The following is an 18,238-nucleotide window of genomic DNA, read 5'->3' as shown; positions in this document are numbered from 1 at the left end:
TCAGCCTCCCAGAACTGCGCGCGCCACACTGGCATAGAGCGGTATGCCGATGGTCAGATTGAACGGGAAGGTGATCGCCAGCGACAAGGTGAGATACACGGACGGGTCCGCCTCCGGCAGGGCGATGCGCATGGCGGCGGGCACGGCGATATAGCTGGCGGAGCCTGACAGGATCATCAGCGCCGCGGCGTCGCCCGGGCTCATGCCGATCAGCCACGCCACCGGAAGGGCCGCCGCGGCACCGATGAGCGGCATGACTACTCCGAAGGCAATCCCGGTCACGCCAAGCTTTTTCGCACCGCCCAGTCGGCGCGAGGCAACAAGGCCCATGTCCAGCAGAAACAGGCACAGCAGCCCCTGGAACAACCCGTTCACGAACAGGTCGAGGCGCGCCATGCCTGCCGGTCCCGAGACCCATCCGATCAGAAAGGCACCAATAAGCAGCACCACCGATCCATTCAGCAGCACCTCTCTCAGCAATTCCGGTCGTGCTTCCGGATCCGGCCCGCGCGAGGCGCGCCCAGCCAGCCACAGCCCCGTCAGGATCGCCGGTGTCTCCATGATGGCCAGCACTGCCACCATGTGGCCCGACCAGACCAGGCCCGACAGGGTGAGAAACTCCGAGCCCGCCACAAAGGTCACGACCGAGATCGAGCCATAGTGCGCCGCACTGGCCGCAGCCGTGGCCCGGTCCACCCTGGTGAAGGCGCGCAAAAGCGCAAACGCGACCAGCGGCAGGGAGAAACTCAGCACCACCCCGGCCAGGGCCGCGAGGGCGAGGTCCACAGACAGGCCCACTTCGGCCACCGCAGCCCCGCCCTTGAACCCGATGGCCAGCATCAGATAGAGCGCCAGCCCCTTGGCGATGGCCTGGGGGATGGTGAGGTCGGACCGGGCAATGCCGGCGAAAATCCCCAGTGCGAAGAACAGCACCGCGGGCGAACTAAGATTGGCCAGGGCCAGGACAATTGCATCGGTCATGGGGCGCGTCGTTAACCGGACGATATGCCGCTGACAAGCGATTCCCGTGTCAGCTGGTGCCGGTGCGTCCGATCACCCAGTTCCAGTAACGCAAAACTGTCTGCGCCTTGTCCACCGAGAGCGTGTCGAACACGCGCACAGCCTGCTGGATACGCAGCGGCGCATCGGTGCGCCCGCCCAGCTCGATCAACATCACCAGATGCTCGCGTGACAGGCCCGTGGCCTTGGCCAGCACCGCCAGCGGCTCTCCGCCGAAATCATCCAGCATGCGATTGGACAGGTGCTGGCCGATGGCCGACAGGGCGGCGATCTCGGCGCGGGCTTCCAGCCTCAGCCCGTCGCGCGCGGCATGCTCGATCAGGCCTTCCAGCGACTGCCAGGGAGACAGCTCGGCGGCGCGGCGGTCACGCTGGCGCCGGTCAATGTAAACGAGCGCGGCGTCCACAGCCGGATCGCGCTCCTCCTGGCGCGCAGCCAGCGGGAACACGTCGCTGGCGGCCTCTTGCAGAATGGCGCGCGAGGCCGCAAAGCGATCGAGAATCATGCGCCGCTGATCATGGCCACACGCCCAGAACAGGGTCAGCGCCTGCGCCGGGCGCAGCTCGGCACGCTTGATGAGCAAAAGCGCCAGCGACTCGTTGTCGGCCGCTTCGCGCACCAGAAATTCCACGGTCTCCAGCGCCAGATGCGCACCGGCATTGCGCAGGATTGCCGAGATGACGTCCACGTCACCACTCGCACACAGGGCCGCGGCAACAACTTCGGACACGCGCTCACGCCGGGCCAGCGCCAGACGGTGCTGGCGCCCGGCCTTGCGGGCAATTTCCATCATGTCGAAATCGGTCAGTGCCCGGGCGCGCGCCAGCAAGGGCTCGGCGATCTCGAACTCATCCAGCGCCAGCCGGCGCACGAGGCCGGCCGGTGCCTCGGCCTGATCGGCCAGACGCGCAGCCACCTTGGCGCGCAAATCTGTATCGGCGGTCGCCAGCATGGTTTCCAGCACGTCGGCCACCATCCAGCGCTCCTGCGGCGGGACGCGGCTGGACGGCAGGCAGACAATATCGGCCAGACGCCGGGTCAACAGCGTGCGCGCCCGGCCCGATGGTGCGGGCGGCGGCGGTGCGGCCGGTTCAGTAACAGCTCGGAAGTCTTCAGCCATGCGCACAGGTCCGTGACGTCAGGATGCATCAGGGCACTATCGGCGCGGCGCGTTAAGGAAAAGTCTCCGCCAAGGCTAGCTGGACGGCGGTGCCGAGCGCGGATTGGTAACGCGCACGCCTGCACCCTGCGGGAGCCCCAGATCGTCACGCGTCCAGACCAGCTCGACGCCCTGTGGCAGCAGCGCGCGGCAATTATCGGCATGGATGCGCGTCAGCGTGACGTCGAAATTCCAGCCCTGCCCCCCGGCGCCGTAGACATCAGCGGCAAAGCTGTCGCGCGTTGTGCAGCCATTGGACGCCACGCGCACAACCAGATCGCCTCCCCGGTCCAGCCGCCAGTCATAGACCGGTTCGGCGCTGTATCCGGGCGGGGCATGGGGCACTGTCTGGCATGCCGTCAGGATCAGGACGAAGGCACCGGCGCAGGCGGTCTTCAGGCGGATCATGGCGCGTCTCCTGTCGGCAGCGGAAGTCCAGCTTACCCGACCGTGAAGCCCGACGACAGCGCGAAGGGCGCAAGAAAAAGACCCGCCGGCGTGCGCCGGCGGGTCCTGATCGAATTTGCAGGCGCGGGTGAAGCCGCGCCGGAGACGTTAGGAGGAGTAGAATTCGACCACGAGGTTGGGCTCCATCTTCACCGGGTACGGCACCTCGTTGAAATCGGGGATGCGGGCGTAAGTCGCCTTCATGCCCTTGCCTTCAAGCTCGATATACTCGGGCACGTCGCGCTCGGCGCTGCCCAGCGCTTCGAGCACCAGGGCCATGTTGCGCGACTTCTCGCGCACTTCGATGACGTCGCCCGGCTTGCACTGGTAAGAGGCAATGTTCACGCGCTGACCGTTCACCTTCACGTGGCCGTGATTGACGAACTGGCGGGCGGCGAACACGGTCGGCACGAACTTGGCGCGATAGACGATCGCGTCCAGACGGCTTTCCAGCAGGCCGATCAGGTTCTCTGCCGTGTTGCCCTTGCGGCGCATCGCCTCGGTATAGATCTTGGCGAACTGCTTTTCGGTGATGTTGCCGTAATAGCCCTTCAGCTTCTGCTTGGCGCGCAGCTGAAGGCCGAAATCGGACAGCTTGCCGGCGCGGCGCTGGCCGTGCTGGCCGGGGCCGTAGGCGCGGTTGTTCACCGGGGACTTGGCGCGGCCCCAGATGTTTTCGCCCATACGGCGGTCGATCTTGTATTTCTGCGAATGACGCTTTGACATAGGTCTCTCTTTTTGTGACGCGGCCCGGCGCAGCTCCCTCTTTGCTGCGCAATGGAAACGGCGGTTCTCGCGTCGTCCGTGCGTGTTGATCCGAGCGGTCCGGCAGGGCCGGCCACTGAGGGATCGGGGCTTATGGGCCAGGCGCGCGCGCCTGTCAATCAAGCCCCCTGCCCCGGCGCACGAATCAGGTGGCGGCCCGGGCCAAGCGCCGCTAGCGTGCGGCCTGTGCGCACGAAGGATGGCCAGCATGACTGAGCGATGCCCCTGGCCGGGCCATGATCCGCTTTACATCTCCTATCACGACACCGAGTGGGGTGTGCCCGAGCGCGATGACCGCGCCTTGTTCGAAAAGCTGGTGCTGGACGGATTCCAGGCCGGGCTCGCCTGGATCACAATATTGCGCAAGCGCGAGACCATGCGCGCGGCCTTCGACGGGTTCGATCCCTGCATCATCGCGCGCTACGGCGAGGCAGACATCAACCGGCTGCTGGATGATGCCGGGATCATCCGCTCGCGCGCCAAGATCGAGGCGGCTATCGGCAATGCGCGGGCCTGGATCGCCATCCAGGAGGCAGGCCCCGGCTTCTCCACCTTCCTGTGGGATTTCGTGGACGGCGTTCCCGTCCAGAACCGCCATACCGCCATGAGCGAGGTGCCCGCCCAGACCGGGACCAGCCAGGCCATGGCCAAGGCGCTGAAGCAGGCCGGGTTCAAATTCTGCGGGCCGGTCATCGTCTACGCCTTCATGCAGGCGGTGGGCATGGTCAACGACCATCTGGTCAGCTGTCCGCGCCATGCCGAAGTGGCGCGGCTGCTGGCCTGATCAACGCTCTCTGTACGTATGGTTGGCGCGTGCGGCGATGGTCGCTAAGTTGGCGCGTGATCAAACAGACTCAGTCATCAAGCTGGAGCCTTTCATGAGCGCCGCTGTTATCCGGTCCACGGGCCTCTGGACGCCCGCGGAGTCCATTTCCAATGATGAGCTGGTGGCCAGCTTCAACGCCTATGTGAGCACCTATAATGACGCTCACGCAGACGAGATCGCCCGCGGGGAGATCGAGGCGCTGAGCCCCTCCTCTGCCGAATTCGTCGAGAAGGCGTCCGGCATCAAGTCGCGCTATGTCGTGGACAAGGCGGGCGTGCTGGATATCAAGCGGATGGCACCACGCATCCCGGCGCGCGGCAATGACCAGCTGGCCATCCTGGCCGAGATCGGCCTCAACGCCTGCCGCGACGCGCTGAAGCGAGCCAGGCGAAGCCCGGGCGATGTAGACGGGGTGATTGTCGGCGCCTCCAACTTGCAGCGCGCCTATCCGGCCGTGGCCATCGAGATCCAGGACGCGCTGGGCATTGAGGAGGGCTTCGGGTTCGACATGAACGTGGCCTGCTCCTCGGCAACCTTTGCCATGCAGGCCGCCGCCGACATGATCGCGCAGGGCCATGCCCGCGCCATCCTGGTGGTCAACCCGGAGATATGTTCAGGCCACCTCAACTGGCGCGACCGCGACAGCCATTTCATTTTCGGGGATGTGGCCACGGCAATCCTTCTGGAGCGGGAAGATCTGGGCGAAGGTGGCTGGCGCATTCTGGGCACGCGCCTGCGCACCAAATTCTCCAACAATATCCGCAATAATTTCGGCTTCCTGAATCGGACCGAGCGCGCCGACGGCGATAATGGCGCGCGCACCAACGGCGCGCCCAAGGACGACAAGCTGTTCGTCCAGGAAGGCCGCAAGGTGTTCAAAGAAGTCGTGCCCATGGTGTCGGACATGATCCGCGAGCACATGGAAGAGCTGGGCCTCGCCCCTGACCAGATGCGCCGGATCTGGCTGCACCAGGCCAATATCAACATGAATCTCATGATCGCGCGCAAGGTGTTCGGCCGTGAGGCCGGCGGCGAGGATGCGCCGACCATTCTGGACACCTATGCCAATACCTCCTCGGCGGGCTCCATCATCGCCTTCCACCTCAACAGCGACGATCTCAGCGCGGGCGACAAAGGCGTCATCTGTTCGTTCGGTGCCGGCTATTCCGCCGGATCGGTGTTCGTCGAGAAGCTGTAAGATGCGCGCCCAGCCGTCCGATAGCGAGGTCTTCGCCCGCGTCCTCGCCAAGACCAGCGAGTATCTCGATTTCCCGTCCGTGGTCGGCCACGAGACGCCCTTCCTCGACCATCTTGCGCGCGATTTCACGGCGCTGGGCGCTGCGGTCAGCCGGCCGCGCAATCTGTGCATTGCGCAGCTGGGCGACGGCCCGGTCTACCTCGCCCATATCGACCGCCATGGTGCGATCACGGCCGAGGACGGCGCGGCGGTCTACGCCGCCCACGCGGTGAAGAACGAGAAATACGGCGAAGCCAACACCGTCACCACCAACTTCGCCGAGTCCGTCTCCAAGCGCTATGCCGGGGAAACCGTGTTCGCCTATGACCGCAAGACCGGCGGGCGCATCGCCTATGGACGCATAACCTCCGCCAGCGTGGATGGTGCCGGGCGGCTGGTGCTGGCACTGGAGGGGATGATTGCGCTGGCACCGGGCACACCCATTGCGTTTGCGCGCACGCTCGGGCCGCTGGAAGCGGGGCTGATTTCAGGTCAGCTGGACAATCCGGTCTCGGCGGCAGCCCTGCGCGTGGCGGCCGAGTTCGGGCTCGCCGGCACCATCATCTTCACCGCCGAGGAAGAGATCGGCCGCTCGGCGGCTCATGCTCTCAGCTGGCTGGTCAATGCCGGTCAGGAGCGCCAGGACATTGTGGTGCTCGACACCACGCCGTTTGACGACAGTGCGGCAGCGCTGGCCGGTGCCGTGATCCTGCGCCGGCGCGACGCGACCGCCGCCTTCCACTCCGACACCGTCCAGCGTGTGGAGCGCGCGGCCAACACGGTGAGCGCACCGATCATCTTCAAGGACAGCTTTATCGAGCGCGAAAACGACGCCCGCGCGCGCCGGGGCCAGCCGCTCAAATCACTGGGCCTGACCGAGCTCGGGCGTATCGTCGCCCTGTCTTCGGGGCGCTGCACCGGCGCGACCTTGCAGATCCCGACGTTCAACTATCATTCCAATCAGGAATCCACCACGCCGCGCGCGATCACAGCGTTCGCCAGAACGCTGCTGGCGCTGGGTCAGGGGTAACACCCCCTCACGCCAGCGCGCGCGCAGCATCTTCCTCGCGGCCAAGCGCGTCGAGCACGGTGGCGGTGATGTGGCGGGCATTCAGGCGTGCCGCGTCATACATGGCGTACGGGCTGTCGTGATCCAGGAACACGTCCGGCAGGGTCATGGTGCGGATTTTCAGCCCACGATCCAGCGCGCCCTTTTCCGCCAGCATATGCAGCACAAAGGCACCGAAGCCGCCGCGTGAGCCCTCCTCGATGGTAACCAGCACTTCGTGCTCGCGCGCCAGACGCAGGATCATATCCTCGTCCAGCGGCTTGGCGAAGCGGGCGTCCGCCACCGTCGGCGACAGGCCATGCGCGGCCAGTTCATCGGCGGCTTTGAGCACTTCGCCCAGCCGGGTGCCCAGCGACAGCACAGCGACGCTTGAGCCCTCGCGCACAATGCGGCCCTTGCCGATTTCCAGCGGCTCCAGGACGGATGGAATCTCGACGCCTGTGCCCTCGCCGCGTGGATAACGCACCGCGCTGGGGCCATCATCAATCGCGGCGCAGGTGGCGACCATGCGCGCCAGTTCCGCCTCGTCCGCGGCGGCCATCAGCACCATGCCGGGCAGCGAGCCCATGAAGCCGATATCGAACGATCCGGCATGGGTCTGTCCGTCCGCGCCCACCAGTCCCGCCCGGTCGATGGCAAAGCGCACCGGCAGGGACTGGATGGCCACGTCATGGACCACCTGGTCATAGCCACGCTGCAGGAAGGTGGAATACAGCGCCGCAAAGGGCTTCAGCCCCTCCGCCGCCAGACCCGCCGCAAACGTCACCGCATGCTGTTCAGCGATGCCCACATCAAACGCGCGATCCGGGAAGCGGGCGGCGAATTTGTCGACGCCGGTTCCCGCCGGCATGGCGGCGGTGACGGCGCAGATGCGTTCATCCTGTTCGCCCAGGCCGATCAGCGCGTCGGCAAACACGGCGGTGAAGCCCGGCGGTCCCGCCTTGGCCTTTTGCTGCTCTCCGGTGACCACGTTGAAGCGCGACACGCCGTGATACTTGTCGTCGGCCAGTTCGGCGGGGGCGTAGCCCTTGCCCTTCTGGGTCACGGCATGGATCAGCACCGGCCCCTCGTCGGCGTCGCGCACATTGCGCAGCACCGCGATGAGCTGCTCGAGATCATGGCCGTCAATGGGCCCGATATAGCGAAAGCCCAGCTCTTCAAAGAGCGTTCCACCCATGGCCATGCCGCGCAGATATTCCTCGGCCTTACGCGCCTGGGTCTCGACGCCCAACGTCTTGGCGATTCCCTTGCCGATCTTGCGCAGGTCGCGATAGCTCTTGGACGAGACCTGACGGGCGAAATAATGGCTCATCGCACCCACGGGCGGGGCGATGGACATGTCGTTGTCATTGATGATGACGATCATGTTCTTCTTCAGCGCGCCGGCATTGTTCATGGCCTCGTAAGCCATGCCCGCGGACATCGAGCCGTCGCCGATCACGGCGACCACCTTGCGGTCATGCTCGCCTTTCAGGTCGCGCGCGACGGCAAAGCCAAGCGCTGCGGAAATGGAGGTGGCGGCATGGGCCGCACCGAACGGGTCGTAGACGCTTTCGGAGCGCTTGGTGAAGCCTGACAGCCCCCCGCCCTGGCGCAGCGTGCGGATGCGGTCGCGCCGGCCGGTGAGGATTTTGTGCGGGTAGCACTGGTGGCCCACATCCCAGACCAGAATGTCGTCGGGTGTATCAAATACATGGTGCAGCGCCAGGGTCAGCTCAACCACGCCCAGCCCGGCCCCCAGATGGCCACCGGTGACAGACACCGTGTCAATGGTCTCGGCGCGCAACTCCTCCGCCACAGCCGTCAGGAAGGTCAGATCACGGTTTTTGAGGTCGCTGGGAACGCGGATCTGGTCGAGATGAGGCGTGTGGGGCATACGGTCTCCTGCAGCCGGCAGAACCGGCCATCAACTGTCAGGACTGGCGATCCAGCACATAATCAACGGTTTGTATCAGTAATTTTGCATCTTCGCCATAATCGGCCAGATGCTCCTTGGCTTGCGCGGCCAGATGGCGCGCACGCTCGCGCGCGCCGTCCACGCCCAGGATCGACACGAAGGTGGCCTTGCCCTGACCCTCATCCTTGCGCGTGCGCTTGCCGGTCAGGGACTCATCGCCCTCTGCATCCAGCAAGTCATCGACGATCTGGTAGCAGAGCCCCAGATCGTGAGCGTAACCTTCCAGCGCTGTACGCGTCTCACGGTCGGAGCGCGCCAGCACCGGTCCGGCTTCGGCGCAGAACGCAATTAGGGCACCGGTCTTCATGCGCTGACAGCGGGTGATGACGCCGATCTCGGCCTCCTCGCCCGCCTCGATGGCCATGTCGATCATCTGCCCGCCCGCCATGCCGCGCGCACCGGCCGCCTGGGCCAGGCGCGCGATCAGATCGCAGCGCAGCGCCGCATCGGGATGGGTTTCCGGATCCGCCAGGATGGCGAATGCCTGGGTTTGCAGCGCGTCTCCCGCCAGGATCGCGGTCGCATCGTCATAGGCGATGTGCAAGGTTGGACGTCCGCGGCGCAGATCATCATTGTCCATGGCCGGCAGGTCGTCATGCACCAGCGAATAGGCATGGATGCACTCCACCGCACAGGCCGCGCGCAGCAGCGCGCGTTCGTCGGCCCCGACGAGGCGCCCGCACTCGATCAGCAGGAAGGGCCGCATGCGCTTGCCCGGCCCCAGCGCCGAATAGCGCATGGCCGAGATCAGGCGCTTTTCCGGCCCGTCGGGCCTCGGCAGCAAAGCGTCAAGCGCCACCGTCACGCGGTCAGCGGCTTCACCCAGCGCCGTTGAAAACTCTGACAGCGCCCGCCCCTTCATGACACCCGCGCCCCCAGCGGCGCATCACCATCGGCACCGAGCAGGCAGACGCGCCCCTGCGCATCGTGCACGCCCAGCACCAGCACTTCAGAGCGCACCGGGCCGATCTGGCGCGGCGGGAAATTGACCACCGCCAGCACGCGCCGCCCCGGCAGGTCTTCGCGCGCATAATGCTCGGTGATCTGGGCCGAGCTTTTCTTCACCCCGACGCCGGGACCAAAATCAATGGTCAGCTTCCAGGCGGGCTTGCGCGCTTCAGGGAAAGGGTCAGCGGTGAGAATCTCGCCCAGGCGCACATCGGCGCGGAAAAAATCTTCCGGCGCAATCGCGGGCAGCGGCGGCGCGTCCGGCACCGTCATCCGTCCAGCCCCGCCGGCTCTGCGTCCGGCTTGCCGTCAGCGCCGATAACGATCTTGTCGACTTTGAGCTGGGCGTCTTTCAGGCGCGCCTCGCAATGGGCCTTGAGCGCCGCACCGCGCTGATAGAGGGCGATGGACTTCTCCAGCTCCACCTCACCGCCTTCGAGCTTTTGGACAATCGTCTCCAGTTCGGCCAGGGCGGCTTCAAAGCTCATGGCGGAGATGTCGGCAGGCGCACTCATGTCTGGCTCCGTGAGGGGATCGGGCTGCTCCAGAGAAGACGGAACCGTGCGCGCAATCAACCCTTCATTCCCGCAAGGGCACGGCAGTCCGGCGCACAAGCACCACGCTTACCGGCGCTCATACCGGCGCCAGGACCAGTAGTCATCGCCGCCATCCACCACGCAGTGCCAGCCTTGCGCGTGCAGCGACGGGCGCAGCATGCGATTGAACCAGCCATGGGCGAACAGCGCTACGGGCCCGTGATTCGCCGCCTCCACAAGCTGTGCCGCGGCCTGACAGGCGCGCTTTTCGGCCTGCTGGCGCGTCTCGCGTCCGCGCGCGCACCCCAGCCACCAGGCGCAGCGCGCATAGACACCCCAGGTGCGCGCCCTGAACCGGCCCGGCCAGGGCGGCGGCGGCAGCGCCGCCTCGACGAACACCGGATCGATCACCACCTCGCGCTCGCCCGCACAGGCCCGCGCTGTCTCTATGGCGCGCGGCAGGGTGGAGGCGAACACGGTGCGGGCCTCGCGCGCCTGGGCGCACAGCGCCTCCGGCGGGGTCTGGCCCGGCTTCAGCCCGGCCAGGTCGTAAGCCGCCCACCAGCGCTCATAGCCGCGCCAGTCGACCCTCTCATACCGGTTCAGGTCCGGTTCGCCGTGACGGGCAATAATGATCTGGCCAGGCGTGGCGCTGGGTAAGGTCATGATGTTCATTCACGGCTGGATGATGCGGCGGAACGCTGCACAGGGCCTCACGCCGACTGCAACGCGCGCAGGAAGGCTCCGGTGGAGCGCTCCAGCGCGGCGCAGTCGTATCCGCCCTCAAGCACGCATACAAGCCGCGAATGAGCCTGCGCCCGCGCCGCCTGCGCCAGCGCGGCACCCGCCCAGGCAAAGTCATCCTCCACCAGCGCCAGCCCTGCCAGCGGATCATCGCGGTGCGCATCAAAGCCTGCCGAAACCAGCAGAAAGTCCGGCGCGAAAGCTTCGATCCGGGGCAGGATTTCCGTCTCCACCGCCGCCCTCCAGGCGGGGCCCCGCGTTCCGGCAGTCATCGGCACATTGATGATATTGCCGTGACGCCCGGTCTCATGCGCCGCGCCGGTACCGGGATAGATCCAGCCCTGATGGATGGAGGCGAACAGGCAGGCGGGCTCGGTTTCAGCCCAGGCCTGCGTGCCGTTGCCGTGGTGCACATCGATATCGACCACGGCGACGCGCGACAGCCCGTGATGCGCCAGCGCGTGGGCTGCGGCGACGGCGATGGTGTTGAACAGGCAGAAGCCCATGGCCCGGTCCGGCTCGGCATGGTGACCGGGCGGACGCGCCGCGACAAACACGGCCTCGGCCGCACCCGCCATCACCGCATCCACCCCGGCGATTCCTGCGCCCGCCGCCGCCAGCGCAGCGTTGAGCGAGCCGGCACTCATCCAGGTATCGGCATCCAGCGCTGTCTCGCCCTCGCCCGGAGACGCAGCGAAGACATGATCGATAAGGGTGGGCACATGCACACGCTCCAGCGCGTCACGCGGCGCTGACGCGTGATGTTCGATTATTGGCAAGCCGGTCTGCGCGGCGCCGGCGCGCACAGCGTCGAGCCGGCCGGCATGTTCGGGATGACCGGCAGGCGGGTGGTGGTCATCGCTGGCGGGGCAATACAGAACGTGTGTTTTCATGAGCGTGAGCCTATCGCGCTACGGTCGGGGAATGCCAGCGGCACGGCTTTGAAAATTTCTGTATGCAAACGCATACATTTGTGCATAATCATCGCGAAAGGAGCGTGTCATGGCCTCGAAAACCGTGCCCCTGTCGGTCCGCATCAGCGATGAAGATGCAGAATTTCTCGCCCGGCTTGATATCGGCGAGGCGCATACGCCATCGGAAAAGATGCGCGCCCTGCTCGCGTCCGAGCGCCGCTTGCGCGCCGGTCCGCGCGATGCGGGCGAGGCGTCGGAAATGCTCAGCGATCTGATGCGCCCGGCCCGCCGCCGCTTGCGTGACGCCGAGCGCGAGTCGCCGGTGCGTTCAGAGGCTTTGGAAAAGCTCTATGACCGCCTGCCCGAGCTGGCGGCGCTGGCCCTGGCCGGGCCCCAGGCGGGCGAGAGCGGCGCCGCGCTGGAGGATTTCGAGGCGCGCATGCTGGAGCATGCGTTCTCGCTGTTTGAAGATCTCGTGCGCATCGGCCTGTTGTCCGAACCGCGCTGCCACGACGCCAACGCGCTGAAATTGCGCCTCGCCGCAGTGGCGGAACTTGCCGATCTGGTGAAGATCAAGCACAACTTCAATTGAGGGAGATTGCCATGTCTGAGGGTCTTGTTTCACGCGTCACACGCCTCGTGTCCGGCAGCGTGAATTCCATCGTCGACACCATCGAGAACGCGGCGCCGGAAACGGTGATGCGCGAGGCGATCCGCGAGGTCGAGCGCGCCATTGACGATGTGCGCGCCGAGCTGGGTCTGGCCGCCGCCAACCGCCATCACGCCAACAAGCGCCTGATGGAGACCGCCTCCAAGCACGAGGCGCTGGCCGAGCAGCTGGAAACCGCCGTGACCGAGGGCCGCGATGATCTGGCCGAAGCCGCCATCGGCCGCCAGCTGGACCTGGAAGCCCAGATCCCAGTGCTGGAGACCGCGCTGGAGGAGGCCTCCGAGCGCGAAGCCGAACTGGAGGGCTATATCACCGCCCTGCAGGGCCGGCGGCGCGAAATGATGGCTGACCTCGACGCCTTCCTGTCCTCGCGCGCCGACACAGCCGCACCGGGCGCCGCAGCCGGCGCAGGCGCGGGACGTTCCGGCGGCGCGGACGCGCGCGCCGACAAGGCCGAGAGCGCCTTCAATCGCGTGCTGCACGGACAGACCGGCATTTCCGGCTCGGTAAAGGCCGACCGCGACACCGCCGCCAAGCTCGCCGAGCTGGAAAAAATCTCCCGCAGCAACCGTATCCGCGAACGCCTGGCTGCGCTCAAAGCCTCCAAGCCGGAATAGGGCGATGGTCGCCAGCTTTTTTGATCCGGCCACCGCCCCGTTTGCGGTCGCGCTGATCGTCATGCTGGCGATCGCGGCGGCCGAGATCGTGGGAGCGATGTTTGGCGTCGCACCGTCCGGCGTGCTCGACAGCATGCTGCCTGACCTGGAGGTGGACGCAGGACTCAGCGGCGCCGGCTCGCCGCTGGACGCGGACGCGCCGTCCATGCCTGACGCGCCCGGAGCCGGACCGTTGTCAGCGGTGCTGGGCTGGCTATGCGTGGGCAAGGTGCCGATCCTGGTCTTGCTGATCGCCTTCCTGACCGTGTTCGGCCTGACGGGCTTCGCGGTGCAGGGTCTGTCCGGCGCGCTCTTCGGCTTCGCTCTGCCCTCTGCTCTGGCGGCGGTTCCCGCGCTGGCCGCCGCGATCCCGGCGACCCGGGCCAGCGGACTGGTCCTGTCGCGAATCCTGCCCAAGGAGCAGACCGAAGCCGTCAGCAGCGCCTCATTCGTCGGGCGCATCGCCGTCATCACGCGCGGTGATGCCCGCGAAGGCCTGGCGGCGGAAGCCAAGATGACCGACAGCTTCGGACAGACCCATTACGTGCTGGTGGAACCTGACGAGCCTGGCGCGGTGCTGGCCTCCGGGTCCGCCGTGCTGCTGGTGCGCCAGGCCGGCAGCCGGTTTCGCGCCATCGACAATCCAAACCCCATGCTGACCGACCATGACCCTGCCTGACCCGGCCCCCTTCCGCACAACCGACGCCCCGGCGCCCGCCGGCGCCCCGTTCAACACGTCCGCCACGGAGACCGCCATGTTCCTGTCTTCTCTGGATATCCTCATCACTGCGGGCGCGATTTTCGCCGCCCTGATCGCCATCGGCCTGATTTTCGCCCGCCTCTACCGCCGGTCCTCCAAGGAGGTGAGCTTTGTGCGCACCGGCTTTGGCGGCCAGAAGGTGATCATGAACGGTGGCGCACTGGTCTTCCCGGTGCTGCACGAGATCATTCCGGTGAACATGAACACGCTGCGCCTGGAAGTGCGCCGCGCCAACGAGCAGGCGCTGATCACGCACGATCGCATGCGCGTGGATGTTCAGGCCGAGTTCTATGTCCGCGTCCAGCCGACAGTGGAATCCATCGCCAACGCCGCCCAGACGCTGGGCAAGCGCACCATGGCGCCCACCGATCTCAAAGAACTGGTCGAGGGCAAGTTCGTGGACGCCCTGCGCGCCGTGGCCGCCGAAATGGCCATGGAGGAGTTGCACGAGCAGCGCGTGAACTTCGTTCAGAAGGTGCAGGCGGCGGTGTCGGAAGACATCCTTAAAAACGGTCTTGAGCTGGAATCGGTGTCGCTCACTGGCCTCGACCAGACGAATCGCGAATTCTTCAATCCCGACAACGCGTTCGACGCCGAAGGTCTGACCAAGCTCACCCAGGAAATCGAGGAGCGCCGCAAGAAGCGCAACGATATCGAGCAGGAAACCGAGGTTCTGATCGCGCGCAAGAATCTCGATGCGCGCCAGCAGCGCCTGCAAATCTCCCGCGATGAGGAATATGCGCGCCTGGAGCAGGAGCGCGAGGTGCAGATCCGCTCCGCCGAGCAGGCCGCCGAGGTCGCACGCCAGCGCGCCGAGCGCGAGCGTGAAGCCGAGGAAGCCAAAATCCTCGCCAGCCAGCAGGTGCGCGAGGCTGGCATCCGATCCGATCAGGCGGTGGCTGAGCGCGAGATCGAAAAGGCTCGTCAGGTCCAGGAGCGCGAAATTGCCAAGGCGCAATCGGTCGAAGCCGCCGAGGTGGAGAAGGCCAAGCAGATCGCCCTGGCCGAACAGTTGCGCGATATCGCCGTCGCCGAGAAGTCCCGCGAGAAGTCCGAAGCCGACGCCCGCGCCGACGAAGCGCGCGCCATCGCCGCGCGCGCCTTCGAGGAAGTCACCACGGCGCGCGAAACCGAGATCGCCGAACGCGAAAAGCAGATCCAGCTGATTGAGGCGCGCAAGGCCGCCGAGAAAGACGCCATCGCCATCATGGTGTCAGCCGAAGCGGAAAAATCCGCCGCCGCTGACCGCGCCGAGGCGATCCGCATCGCCGCGGAAGCAGAGGCTCAAAAGGCGCGTATCGCCGCCGAGGGCCAGGCGCAGGCCGAGCGCCTGCGCGCCGAGGCGCTCGAAGCCGTCTACAAGGTCGAAGCCGCTGGCCAGAAGGCCATGAACGAGGCGGCCAATCTCCTGGCGCCCGAACAGATCGCCATGCAGGTCCGCCTGGAGCTGATCCGCCAACTGCCCGAGATCATCGCCCAGTCGGTCAAGCCGATGGAGCACATCTCCGACATCAAAATCCTGCATGTGGACGGGTTGTCCGGAGCTGGCGGCGGCAACGGCGCAGCGCGCGCCGAGGCCGCGTCCTCGGGGGGGATCGCCGATCAGGCGGTGAACGCCGCGCTGCGCTATCGCAGCCAGGCGCCGCTGGTCGACGCATTGATGTCCGAGCTGGGCCTGAAAGCGGGCGATCTCAGCGGGCTGGCCGCGGACGCCACGGGCGCGCCCCCGCCCCCGGCAGACCCGGCCTGAGGCCTTCGAGGCTTTGATCAAAAGCCAAGTCGCGTGAGGCGGCGATCCATCGGGTCGCCGCCTCATGCGTCAGGCCCGTCTACTCCGCTGCCGCCATGTGCTGCGCGCCGGAATGGGCGGCCACCATGGAGGGCAGGATCACGAAGGCAGGTTCAAATTCGGCGTAGTTGCAGGTGATCTCCTCGCCCGCCGCGATATCGCGGATGGCGTAGCCGTACACCGCATCGGCAAAATTGGTGTTGGGCTCATTGGAGTGATTCATGTGCCGCCCGTTATCGGCATCCAGCACCAGCAGCGACGCATCAGCAGGATGAGGATAGGTATAGCGGTCCACGAACCGGCGAATCGGCTCGGGCATGGCCGCGAGATCGGACGGGGAGATGAGCCGGTCGAAACCGGGTTCAAAGCGATAGATCGGCTGACCGGCGCGCACGAATTCAGCGGCGAACACGCCGACTCCTTCGATCGCGCTCGGGCCGACATAAGTGTCGATGAGCAACATGTGAGAACGCCTGAAGGCGACCCGCGTCGACGGGTGCCGGCAGAGTGGCGGCGGGTCATGCGACCGGGCCGCAGAGTGCGACGCTCCAACGCCTATGATGCGCGTTTTACAGAAAATGCAAGCGGCGTTTTTGGGGTGGGCCGGTTTAGTGCCCTAGCTGCACGTCCATAATCTCTACACCCGGCGGCGCAGGCGGTTGATCGGGCACGAAAAAGTCCGGCAGCAGCGCCTGGCCGGGTTCGACCGCAAACTGATCAAGATCGGTCACGCCTTCGCTGACCAGGAAGCTGTCATCGATGAGGAAATGCCCGGTGAAGTCCGCCGCCGGCTTCAGCAGCACGCGATAGGCCGTCTCGGCGAGAATCTCGGGCTTGCGGCAATGCTTGAACGCCTCCTCGCCCGCCAGCACGTTGGCGATGGCGGCTGTGGCGATGGCGGTGCGCGGCCAGATGGCGTTGGCGGCGATGCGGCCCTTGAACTCGCCCGCCCAGCCGAGGATGCACAGGCTCATGCCGTACTTGGCGCTGGTATAGGCGACATGGGGCGCGAACCATTTCACCTGCATGTCCAGCGGTGGCGATAGCGCCAGGATGTGCGGGTTTTCAGCCTTCTCCAGCCAGGGCAGGCAGTGCTGGGTCACCAGGAAGGTGCCGCGCGCATTGACCCCGTGCATCAGATCCCAGCGCTTGATGGGCGTGTCCTTTGTGGGCATCGGGAAGATGGCCGAGGCGTTGTTTACCACGATATCGATCCCGCCGAAGGTTTCAGCGGTCTTGGCCACGGCGGCCTGCACGCTCGCCTCGTCGCGGATATCGCATTGCAGCGCCAGCGCCTTGCCGCCGGCAGCCTCAATGGCAGCGGCGGCAGTGTGGATCGTGCCTTCCAGCTTGGGATGCGGATCGGCGGTCTTGGCCGCGATGGCGATGTTCGCGCCGTCGCGTGCGCAGCGCTCCGCGATCGCCAGGCCGATGCCCCGGCTCGCGCCGGTAATGAAGATGGTCTTGCCCTTGAGGCTCATGATCGCCCTCCCTTGATGTCAGGGGGAGGAGTCTAGAGCGCGACTACAACCCGCGCCAGACCCGCCAGGGCGGGCAGTGCAGGCCCTCTTCCTGACGGCAGGAGGCGAAGGTGAACAGGACGGTGAAGGCACGCCCGACCACCTGGTCATTGTGCACATAACCCAGCCCGCCCAGCAGGCGGCTGTCGGCGGACGCGTCGCGGTTATCACCCATCAGGAAGAGATGATTGGCGGGCACCCGGAACGGCCCCACATTGTCGAAATTCTGGGTATCGGAACGTTCGTAGATCTCATGGGTCGTGCCGTCGGGCAGCACCTCGTCATAGACCGAGGCCTGCACCAGCAGTCCGGACCGGTCGCGGTAGCGCACCACGCCTTTGGGCTCACGGTGCACCATTTCGCCATTGAGGATCAGGCGGCCATTGCGCACTTCCACCGTGTCGCCCGGCAGGCCGATCACGCGCTTGATGATATTGATGTTCTGGACCGGATCGCGCACCACGATGACATGGCCGCGTCCCGGGGTGGAGCCGAACACCCGCCCGCTCCAGCTGTCCGGCAGCGCATAGCCCAACCCCAGCGGCAAGGAATGGCGCGAATAGCCATAGGTGAACTTCGACACCAGCACCCGGTCGCCGACCTGCAGACCGGGCTCCATGCTCACCGACGGAATATGGAAGGCGGCAAACCCGAAGGTCACCAGCACCAGCCACACAGCTGCCACGCCGCCGAGAAAGCGCACGGTTTCGCCAAACTCGCTTGCAGCCTTGCGCGCCAGGGTGCGGACAGATTCGATCATGAGAGCTTTACCGCCGTTCCATAGGCCAGAATTTCTGCACTGCCTTCCATCACAGACGAGGTCGAGAAGCGGAAGGTCACCACGGCATCTGCACCCATTTCCTCGGCATGCGCCACCAGCCTGCCCAGTGCCTGCTCGCGCGCCTCGGCCAGCAGCTTGGTGTATTCGGTAACTTCCCCGCCCACCAGATTGCGCAGTCCGGCGATGAAATCGCGCCCGAAAAAGCGTGCGCGCACGACCGAGCCGCGCGCGATGCCGATCACTTCGGCCACGTCGCGCCCAGGTACCGTGTCGGCCATGGTCACGATCACCGGCGCCCGCGCGCCCGGATGGCTTCCCGCACTGGTCATGGTCTGACCCCCTTTTCGCCCTGCGGCCACGCCGCTGACGAGTGTGTGTTGGACATTCTTATCAGGCTACAGGGCAAATCCAAATGAAACCCTGTTATGATTTGGCATGCC

At 66.0% G+C, this 18,238-nt stretch carries 21 protein-coding genes; 7 read left to right on the top strand and 14 right to left on the bottom strand.

Annotated features, from left to right (window positions below; all coding sequences use genetic code 11):
* From L2D00_02460 to rpsD, 4 genes are all read right to left on the bottom strand, one after another.
* On the bottom strand, positions 1-981 hold the full coding sequence (locus tag L2D00_02460; GenBank protein ID WBQ13559.1) for a sodium-dependent bicarbonate transport family permease: 981 nt from the start codon (positions 979-981) through the stop codon (positions 1-3).
* Positions 982-1,030: 49 nt separating this feature from the next.
* A complete protein-coding gene (locus L2D00_02455) occupies positions 1,031-2,140 on the bottom strand; it encodes a DUF2336 domain-containing protein (GenBank protein WBQ13558.1) in 1,110 nt (369 codons plus the stop codon).
* Positions 2,141-2,215: 75 nt separating this feature from the next.
* The gene (locus L2D00_02450) at positions 2,216-2,587 is read right to left on the bottom strand and encodes a hypothetical protein (GenBank protein WBQ13557.1); all 372 of its coding nucleotides are present in this window, start codon (positions 2,585-2,587) and stop codon (positions 2,216-2,218) included.
* A gap of 147 nt (positions 2,588-2,734) precedes the next feature.
* Positions 2,735-3,352 carry a 30S ribosomal protein S4 gene (rpsD, locus tag L2D00_02445; protein WBQ13556.1) on the bottom strand — a complete coding sequence of 206 codons (618 nt, stop codon included), beginning with the start codon at positions 3,350-3,352 and terminating at the stop codon, positions 2,735-2,737.
* Positions 3,353-3,599: 247 nt separating this feature from the next.
* On the opposite strand from rpsD, the gene L2D00_02440 reads away from it, so the two are divergent.
* The 3 genes from L2D00_02440 to L2D00_02430 all read left to right on the top strand — a co-directional run bounded on the left by L2D00_02440 (position 3,600) and on the right by L2D00_02430 (position 6,484).
* Positions 3,600-4,175, top strand: coding sequence for a DNA-3-methyladenine glycosylase I (locus L2D00_02440; protein WBQ13555.1), 576 nt, complete (start codon positions 3,600-3,602; stop codon positions 4,173-4,175).
* Between the two features lie 94 nt (positions 4,176-4,269).
* Positions 4,270-5,415: a beta-ketoacyl-ACP synthase III gene (locus tag L2D00_02435; GenBank protein WBQ13554.1), complete on the top strand. Its 1,146-nt coding sequence runs from the start codon at positions 4,270-4,272 to the stop codon at positions 5,413-5,415.
* Between the two features lies 1 nt (position 5,416).
* Positions 5,417-6,484 (top strand): hypothetical protein, encoded by a 1,068-nt coding sequence (locus L2D00_02430; GenBank protein ID WBQ13553.1) that lies wholly within the window; start codon positions 5,417-5,419, stop codon positions 6,482-6,484.
* Between the two features lie 7 nt (positions 6,485-6,491).
* Here L2D00_02430 and dxs read toward each other — a convergent pair whose 3' ends face one another.
* The 6 genes from dxs to L2D00_02400 form a co-directional block, all read right to left on the bottom strand.
* Entirely contained in the window at positions 6,492-8,399 is a 1,908-nt protein-coding gene (gene dxs / locus L2D00_02425) for a 1-deoxy-D-xylulose-5-phosphate synthase (GenBank protein WBQ13552.1), read from the bottom strand.
* A 37-nt stretch (positions 8,400-8,436) separates the two neighbouring features.
* Positions 8,437-9,342 carry a polyprenyl synthetase family protein gene (locus L2D00_02420; protein ID WBQ13551.1) on the bottom strand — a complete coding sequence of 302 codons (906 nt, stop codon included), beginning with the start codon at positions 9,340-9,342 and terminating at the stop codon, positions 8,437-8,439.
* Positions 9,339-9,701 carry a tRNA-binding protein gene (locus tag L2D00_02415; GenBank protein WBQ13550.1) on the bottom strand — a complete coding sequence of 121 codons (363 nt, stop codon included), beginning with the start codon at positions 9,699-9,701 and terminating at the stop codon, positions 9,339-9,341. The genes L2D00_02420 and L2D00_02415 overlap by 4 nt, the downstream gene beginning before the upstream one ends.
* Entirely contained in the window at positions 9,698-9,943 is a 246-nt protein-coding gene (locus tag L2D00_02410) for an exodeoxyribonuclease VII small subunit (protein WBQ13549.1), read from the bottom strand. The genes L2D00_02415 and L2D00_02410 overlap by 4 nt, the downstream gene beginning before the upstream one ends.
* Before the next feature lie 108 nt (positions 9,944-10,051).
* The gene (locus L2D00_02405; protein ID WBQ13548.1) at positions 10,052-10,630 is read right to left on the bottom strand and encodes a phosphoglycerate mutase family protein; all 579 of its coding nucleotides are present in this window, start codon (positions 10,628-10,630) and stop codon (positions 10,052-10,054) included.
* A gap of 47 nt (positions 10,631-10,677) precedes the next feature.
* Complete coding sequence (locus L2D00_02400; GenBank protein WBQ13547.1) at positions 10,678-11,601, bottom strand: hypothetical protein; 924 nt, start codon at positions 11,599-11,601, stop codon at positions 10,678-10,680.
* Positions 11,602-11,710: 109 nt separating this feature from the next.
* On the opposite strand from L2D00_02400, the gene L2D00_02395 reads away from it, so the two are divergent.
* The 4 genes from L2D00_02395 to L2D00_02380 all read left to right on the top strand — a co-directional run bounded on the left by L2D00_02395 (position 11,711) and on the right by L2D00_02380 (position 15,458).
* Positions 11,711-12,214: a hypothetical protein gene (locus L2D00_02395; protein ID WBQ13546.1), complete on the top strand. Its 504-nt coding sequence runs from the start codon at positions 11,711-11,713 to the stop codon at positions 12,212-12,214.
* An 11-nt stretch (positions 12,215-12,225) separates the two neighbouring features.
* On the top strand, positions 12,226-12,909 hold the full coding sequence (locus tag L2D00_02390; protein ID WBQ13545.1) for a PspA/IM30 family protein: 684 nt from the start codon (positions 12,226-12,228) through the stop codon (positions 12,907-12,909).
* Positions 12,910-12,913: 4 nt separating this feature from the next.
* Positions 12,914-13,627 (top strand): YqiJ family protein, encoded by a 714-nt coding sequence (locus tag L2D00_02385; protein WBQ13544.1) that lies wholly within the window; start codon positions 12,914-12,916, stop codon positions 13,625-13,627.
* Between the two features lie 76 nt (positions 13,628-13,703).
* Positions 13,704-15,458: a flotillin family protein gene (locus L2D00_02380; protein WBQ13543.1), complete on the top strand. Its 1,755-nt coding sequence runs from the start codon at positions 13,704-13,706 to the stop codon at positions 15,456-15,458.
* A gap of 79 nt (positions 15,459-15,537) precedes the next feature.
* Here L2D00_02380 and L2D00_02375 read toward each other — a convergent pair whose 3' ends face one another.
* The 4 genes from L2D00_02375 to L2D00_02360 form a co-directional block, all read right to left on the bottom strand.
* Positions 15,538-15,960 carry an SET domain-containing protein-lysine N-methyltransferase gene (locus tag L2D00_02375; GenBank protein ID WBQ13542.1) on the bottom strand — a complete coding sequence of 141 codons (423 nt, stop codon included), beginning with the start codon at positions 15,958-15,960 and terminating at the stop codon, positions 15,538-15,540.
* Positions 15,961-16,105: 145 nt separating this feature from the next.
* Positions 16,106-16,978, bottom strand: a complete 873-nt coding sequence (locus tag L2D00_02370) for an NAD(P)-dependent oxidoreductase (GenBank protein ID WBQ13541.1) — start codon at positions 16,976-16,978, stop codon at positions 16,106-16,108.
* Positions 16,979-17,021: 43 nt separating this feature from the next.
* Complete coding sequence (gene lepB, locus L2D00_02365; protein WBQ13540.1) at positions 17,022-17,777, bottom strand: signal peptidase I; 756 nt, start codon at positions 17,775-17,777, stop codon at positions 17,022-17,024.
* Positions 17,774-18,127, bottom strand: coding sequence for a YbjQ family protein (locus L2D00_02360; GenBank protein ID WBQ13539.1), 354 nt, complete (start codon positions 18,125-18,127; stop codon positions 17,774-17,776). The genes lepB and L2D00_02360 overlap by 4 nt, the downstream gene beginning before the upstream one ends.
* Positions 18,128-18,238 lie beyond the last annotated feature (111 nt).

It is taken from the genome of Hyphomonadaceae bacterium BL14 (assembly GCA_027627705.1).
Lineage (GTDB): Bacteria > Pseudomonadota > Alphaproteobacteria > Caulobacterales > Maricaulaceae > Oceanicaulis.
The sequence above is the reverse complement of the archived record's forward strand: the minus strand, read 5'-3'. Positions and strand labels throughout refer to the sequence as shown.

Bases quoted from the DNA above. Each gene is read 5' to 3' on its own strand.
- L2D00_02460 (WBQ13559.1), bottom strand. From the start codon at position 981: ATGACCGATGCAATTGTCCTGGCCCTGGCCAATCTTAGTTCGCCCGCG.
- L2D00_02455 (WBQ13558.1), bottom strand. From the start codon at position 2,140: ATGGCTGAAGACTTCCGAGCTGTTACTGAACCGGCCGCACCGCCGCCG.
- L2D00_02450 (WBQ13557.1), bottom strand. From the start codon at position 2,587: ATGATCCGCCTGAAGACCGCCTGCGCCGGTGCCTTCGTCCTGATCCTG.
- rpsD (WBQ13556.1), bottom strand. From the start codon at position 3,352: ATGTCAAAGCGTCATTCGCAGAAATACAAGATCGACCGCCGTATGGGC.
- L2D00_02440 (WBQ13555.1), top strand. From the start codon at position 3,600: ATGACTGAGCGATGCCCCTGGCCGGGCCATGATCCGCTTTACATCTCC.
- L2D00_02435 (WBQ13554.1), top strand. From the start codon at position 4,270: ATGAGCGCCGCTGTTATCCGGTCCACGGGCCTCTGGACGCCCGCGGAG.
- L2D00_02430 (WBQ13553.1), top strand. From the start codon at position 5,417: ATGCGCGCCCAGCCGTCCGATAGCGAGGTCTTCGCCCGCGTCCTCGCC.
- dxs (WBQ13552.1), bottom strand. From the start codon at position 8,399: ATGCCCCACACGCCTCATCTCGACCAGATCCGCGTTCCCAGCGACCTC.
- L2D00_02420 (WBQ13551.1), bottom strand. From the start codon at position 9,342: ATGAAGGGGCGGGCGCTGTCAGAGTTTTCAACGGCGCTGGGTGAAGCC.
- L2D00_02415 (WBQ13550.1), bottom strand. From the start codon at position 9,701: ATGACGGTGCCGGACGCGCCGCCGCTGCCCGCGATTGCGCCGGAAGAT.
- L2D00_02410 (WBQ13549.1), bottom strand. From the start codon at position 9,943: ATGAGTGCGCCTGCCGACATCTCCGCCATGAGCTTTGAAGCCGCCCTG.
- L2D00_02405 (WBQ13548.1), bottom strand. From the start codon at position 10,630: ATGACCTTACCCAGCGCCACGCCTGGCCAGATCATTATTGCCCGTCAC.
- L2D00_02400 (WBQ13547.1), bottom strand. From the start codon at position 11,601: ATGAAAACACACGTTCTGTATTGCCCCGCCAGCGATGACCACCACCCG.
- L2D00_02395 (WBQ13546.1), top strand. From the start codon at position 11,711: ATGGCCTCGAAAACCGTGCCCCTGTCGGTCCGCATCAGCGATGAAGAT.
- L2D00_02390 (WBQ13545.1), top strand. From the start codon at position 12,226: ATGTCTGAGGGTCTTGTTTCACGCGTCACACGCCTCGTGTCCGGCAGC.
- L2D00_02385 (WBQ13544.1), top strand. From the start codon at position 12,914: ATGGTCGCCAGCTTTTTTGATCCGGCCACCGCCCCGTTTGCGGTCGCG.
- L2D00_02380 (WBQ13543.1), top strand. From the start codon at position 13,704: ATGTTCCTGTCTTCTCTGGATATCCTCATCACTGCGGGCGCGATTTTC.
- L2D00_02375 (WBQ13542.1), bottom strand. From the start codon at position 15,960: ATGTTGCTCATCGACACTTATGTCGGCCCGAGCGCGATCGAAGGAGTC.
- L2D00_02370 (WBQ13541.1), bottom strand. From the start codon at position 16,978: ATGAGCCTCAAGGGCAAGACCATCTTCATTACCGGCGCGAGCCGGGGC.
- lepB (WBQ13540.1), bottom strand. From the start codon at position 17,777: ATGATCGAATCTGTCCGCACCCTGGCGCGCAAGGCTGCAAGCGAGTTT.
- L2D00_02360 (WBQ13539.1), bottom strand. From the start codon at position 18,127: ATGACCAGTGCGGGAAGCCATCCGGGCGCGCGGGCGCCGGTGATCGTG.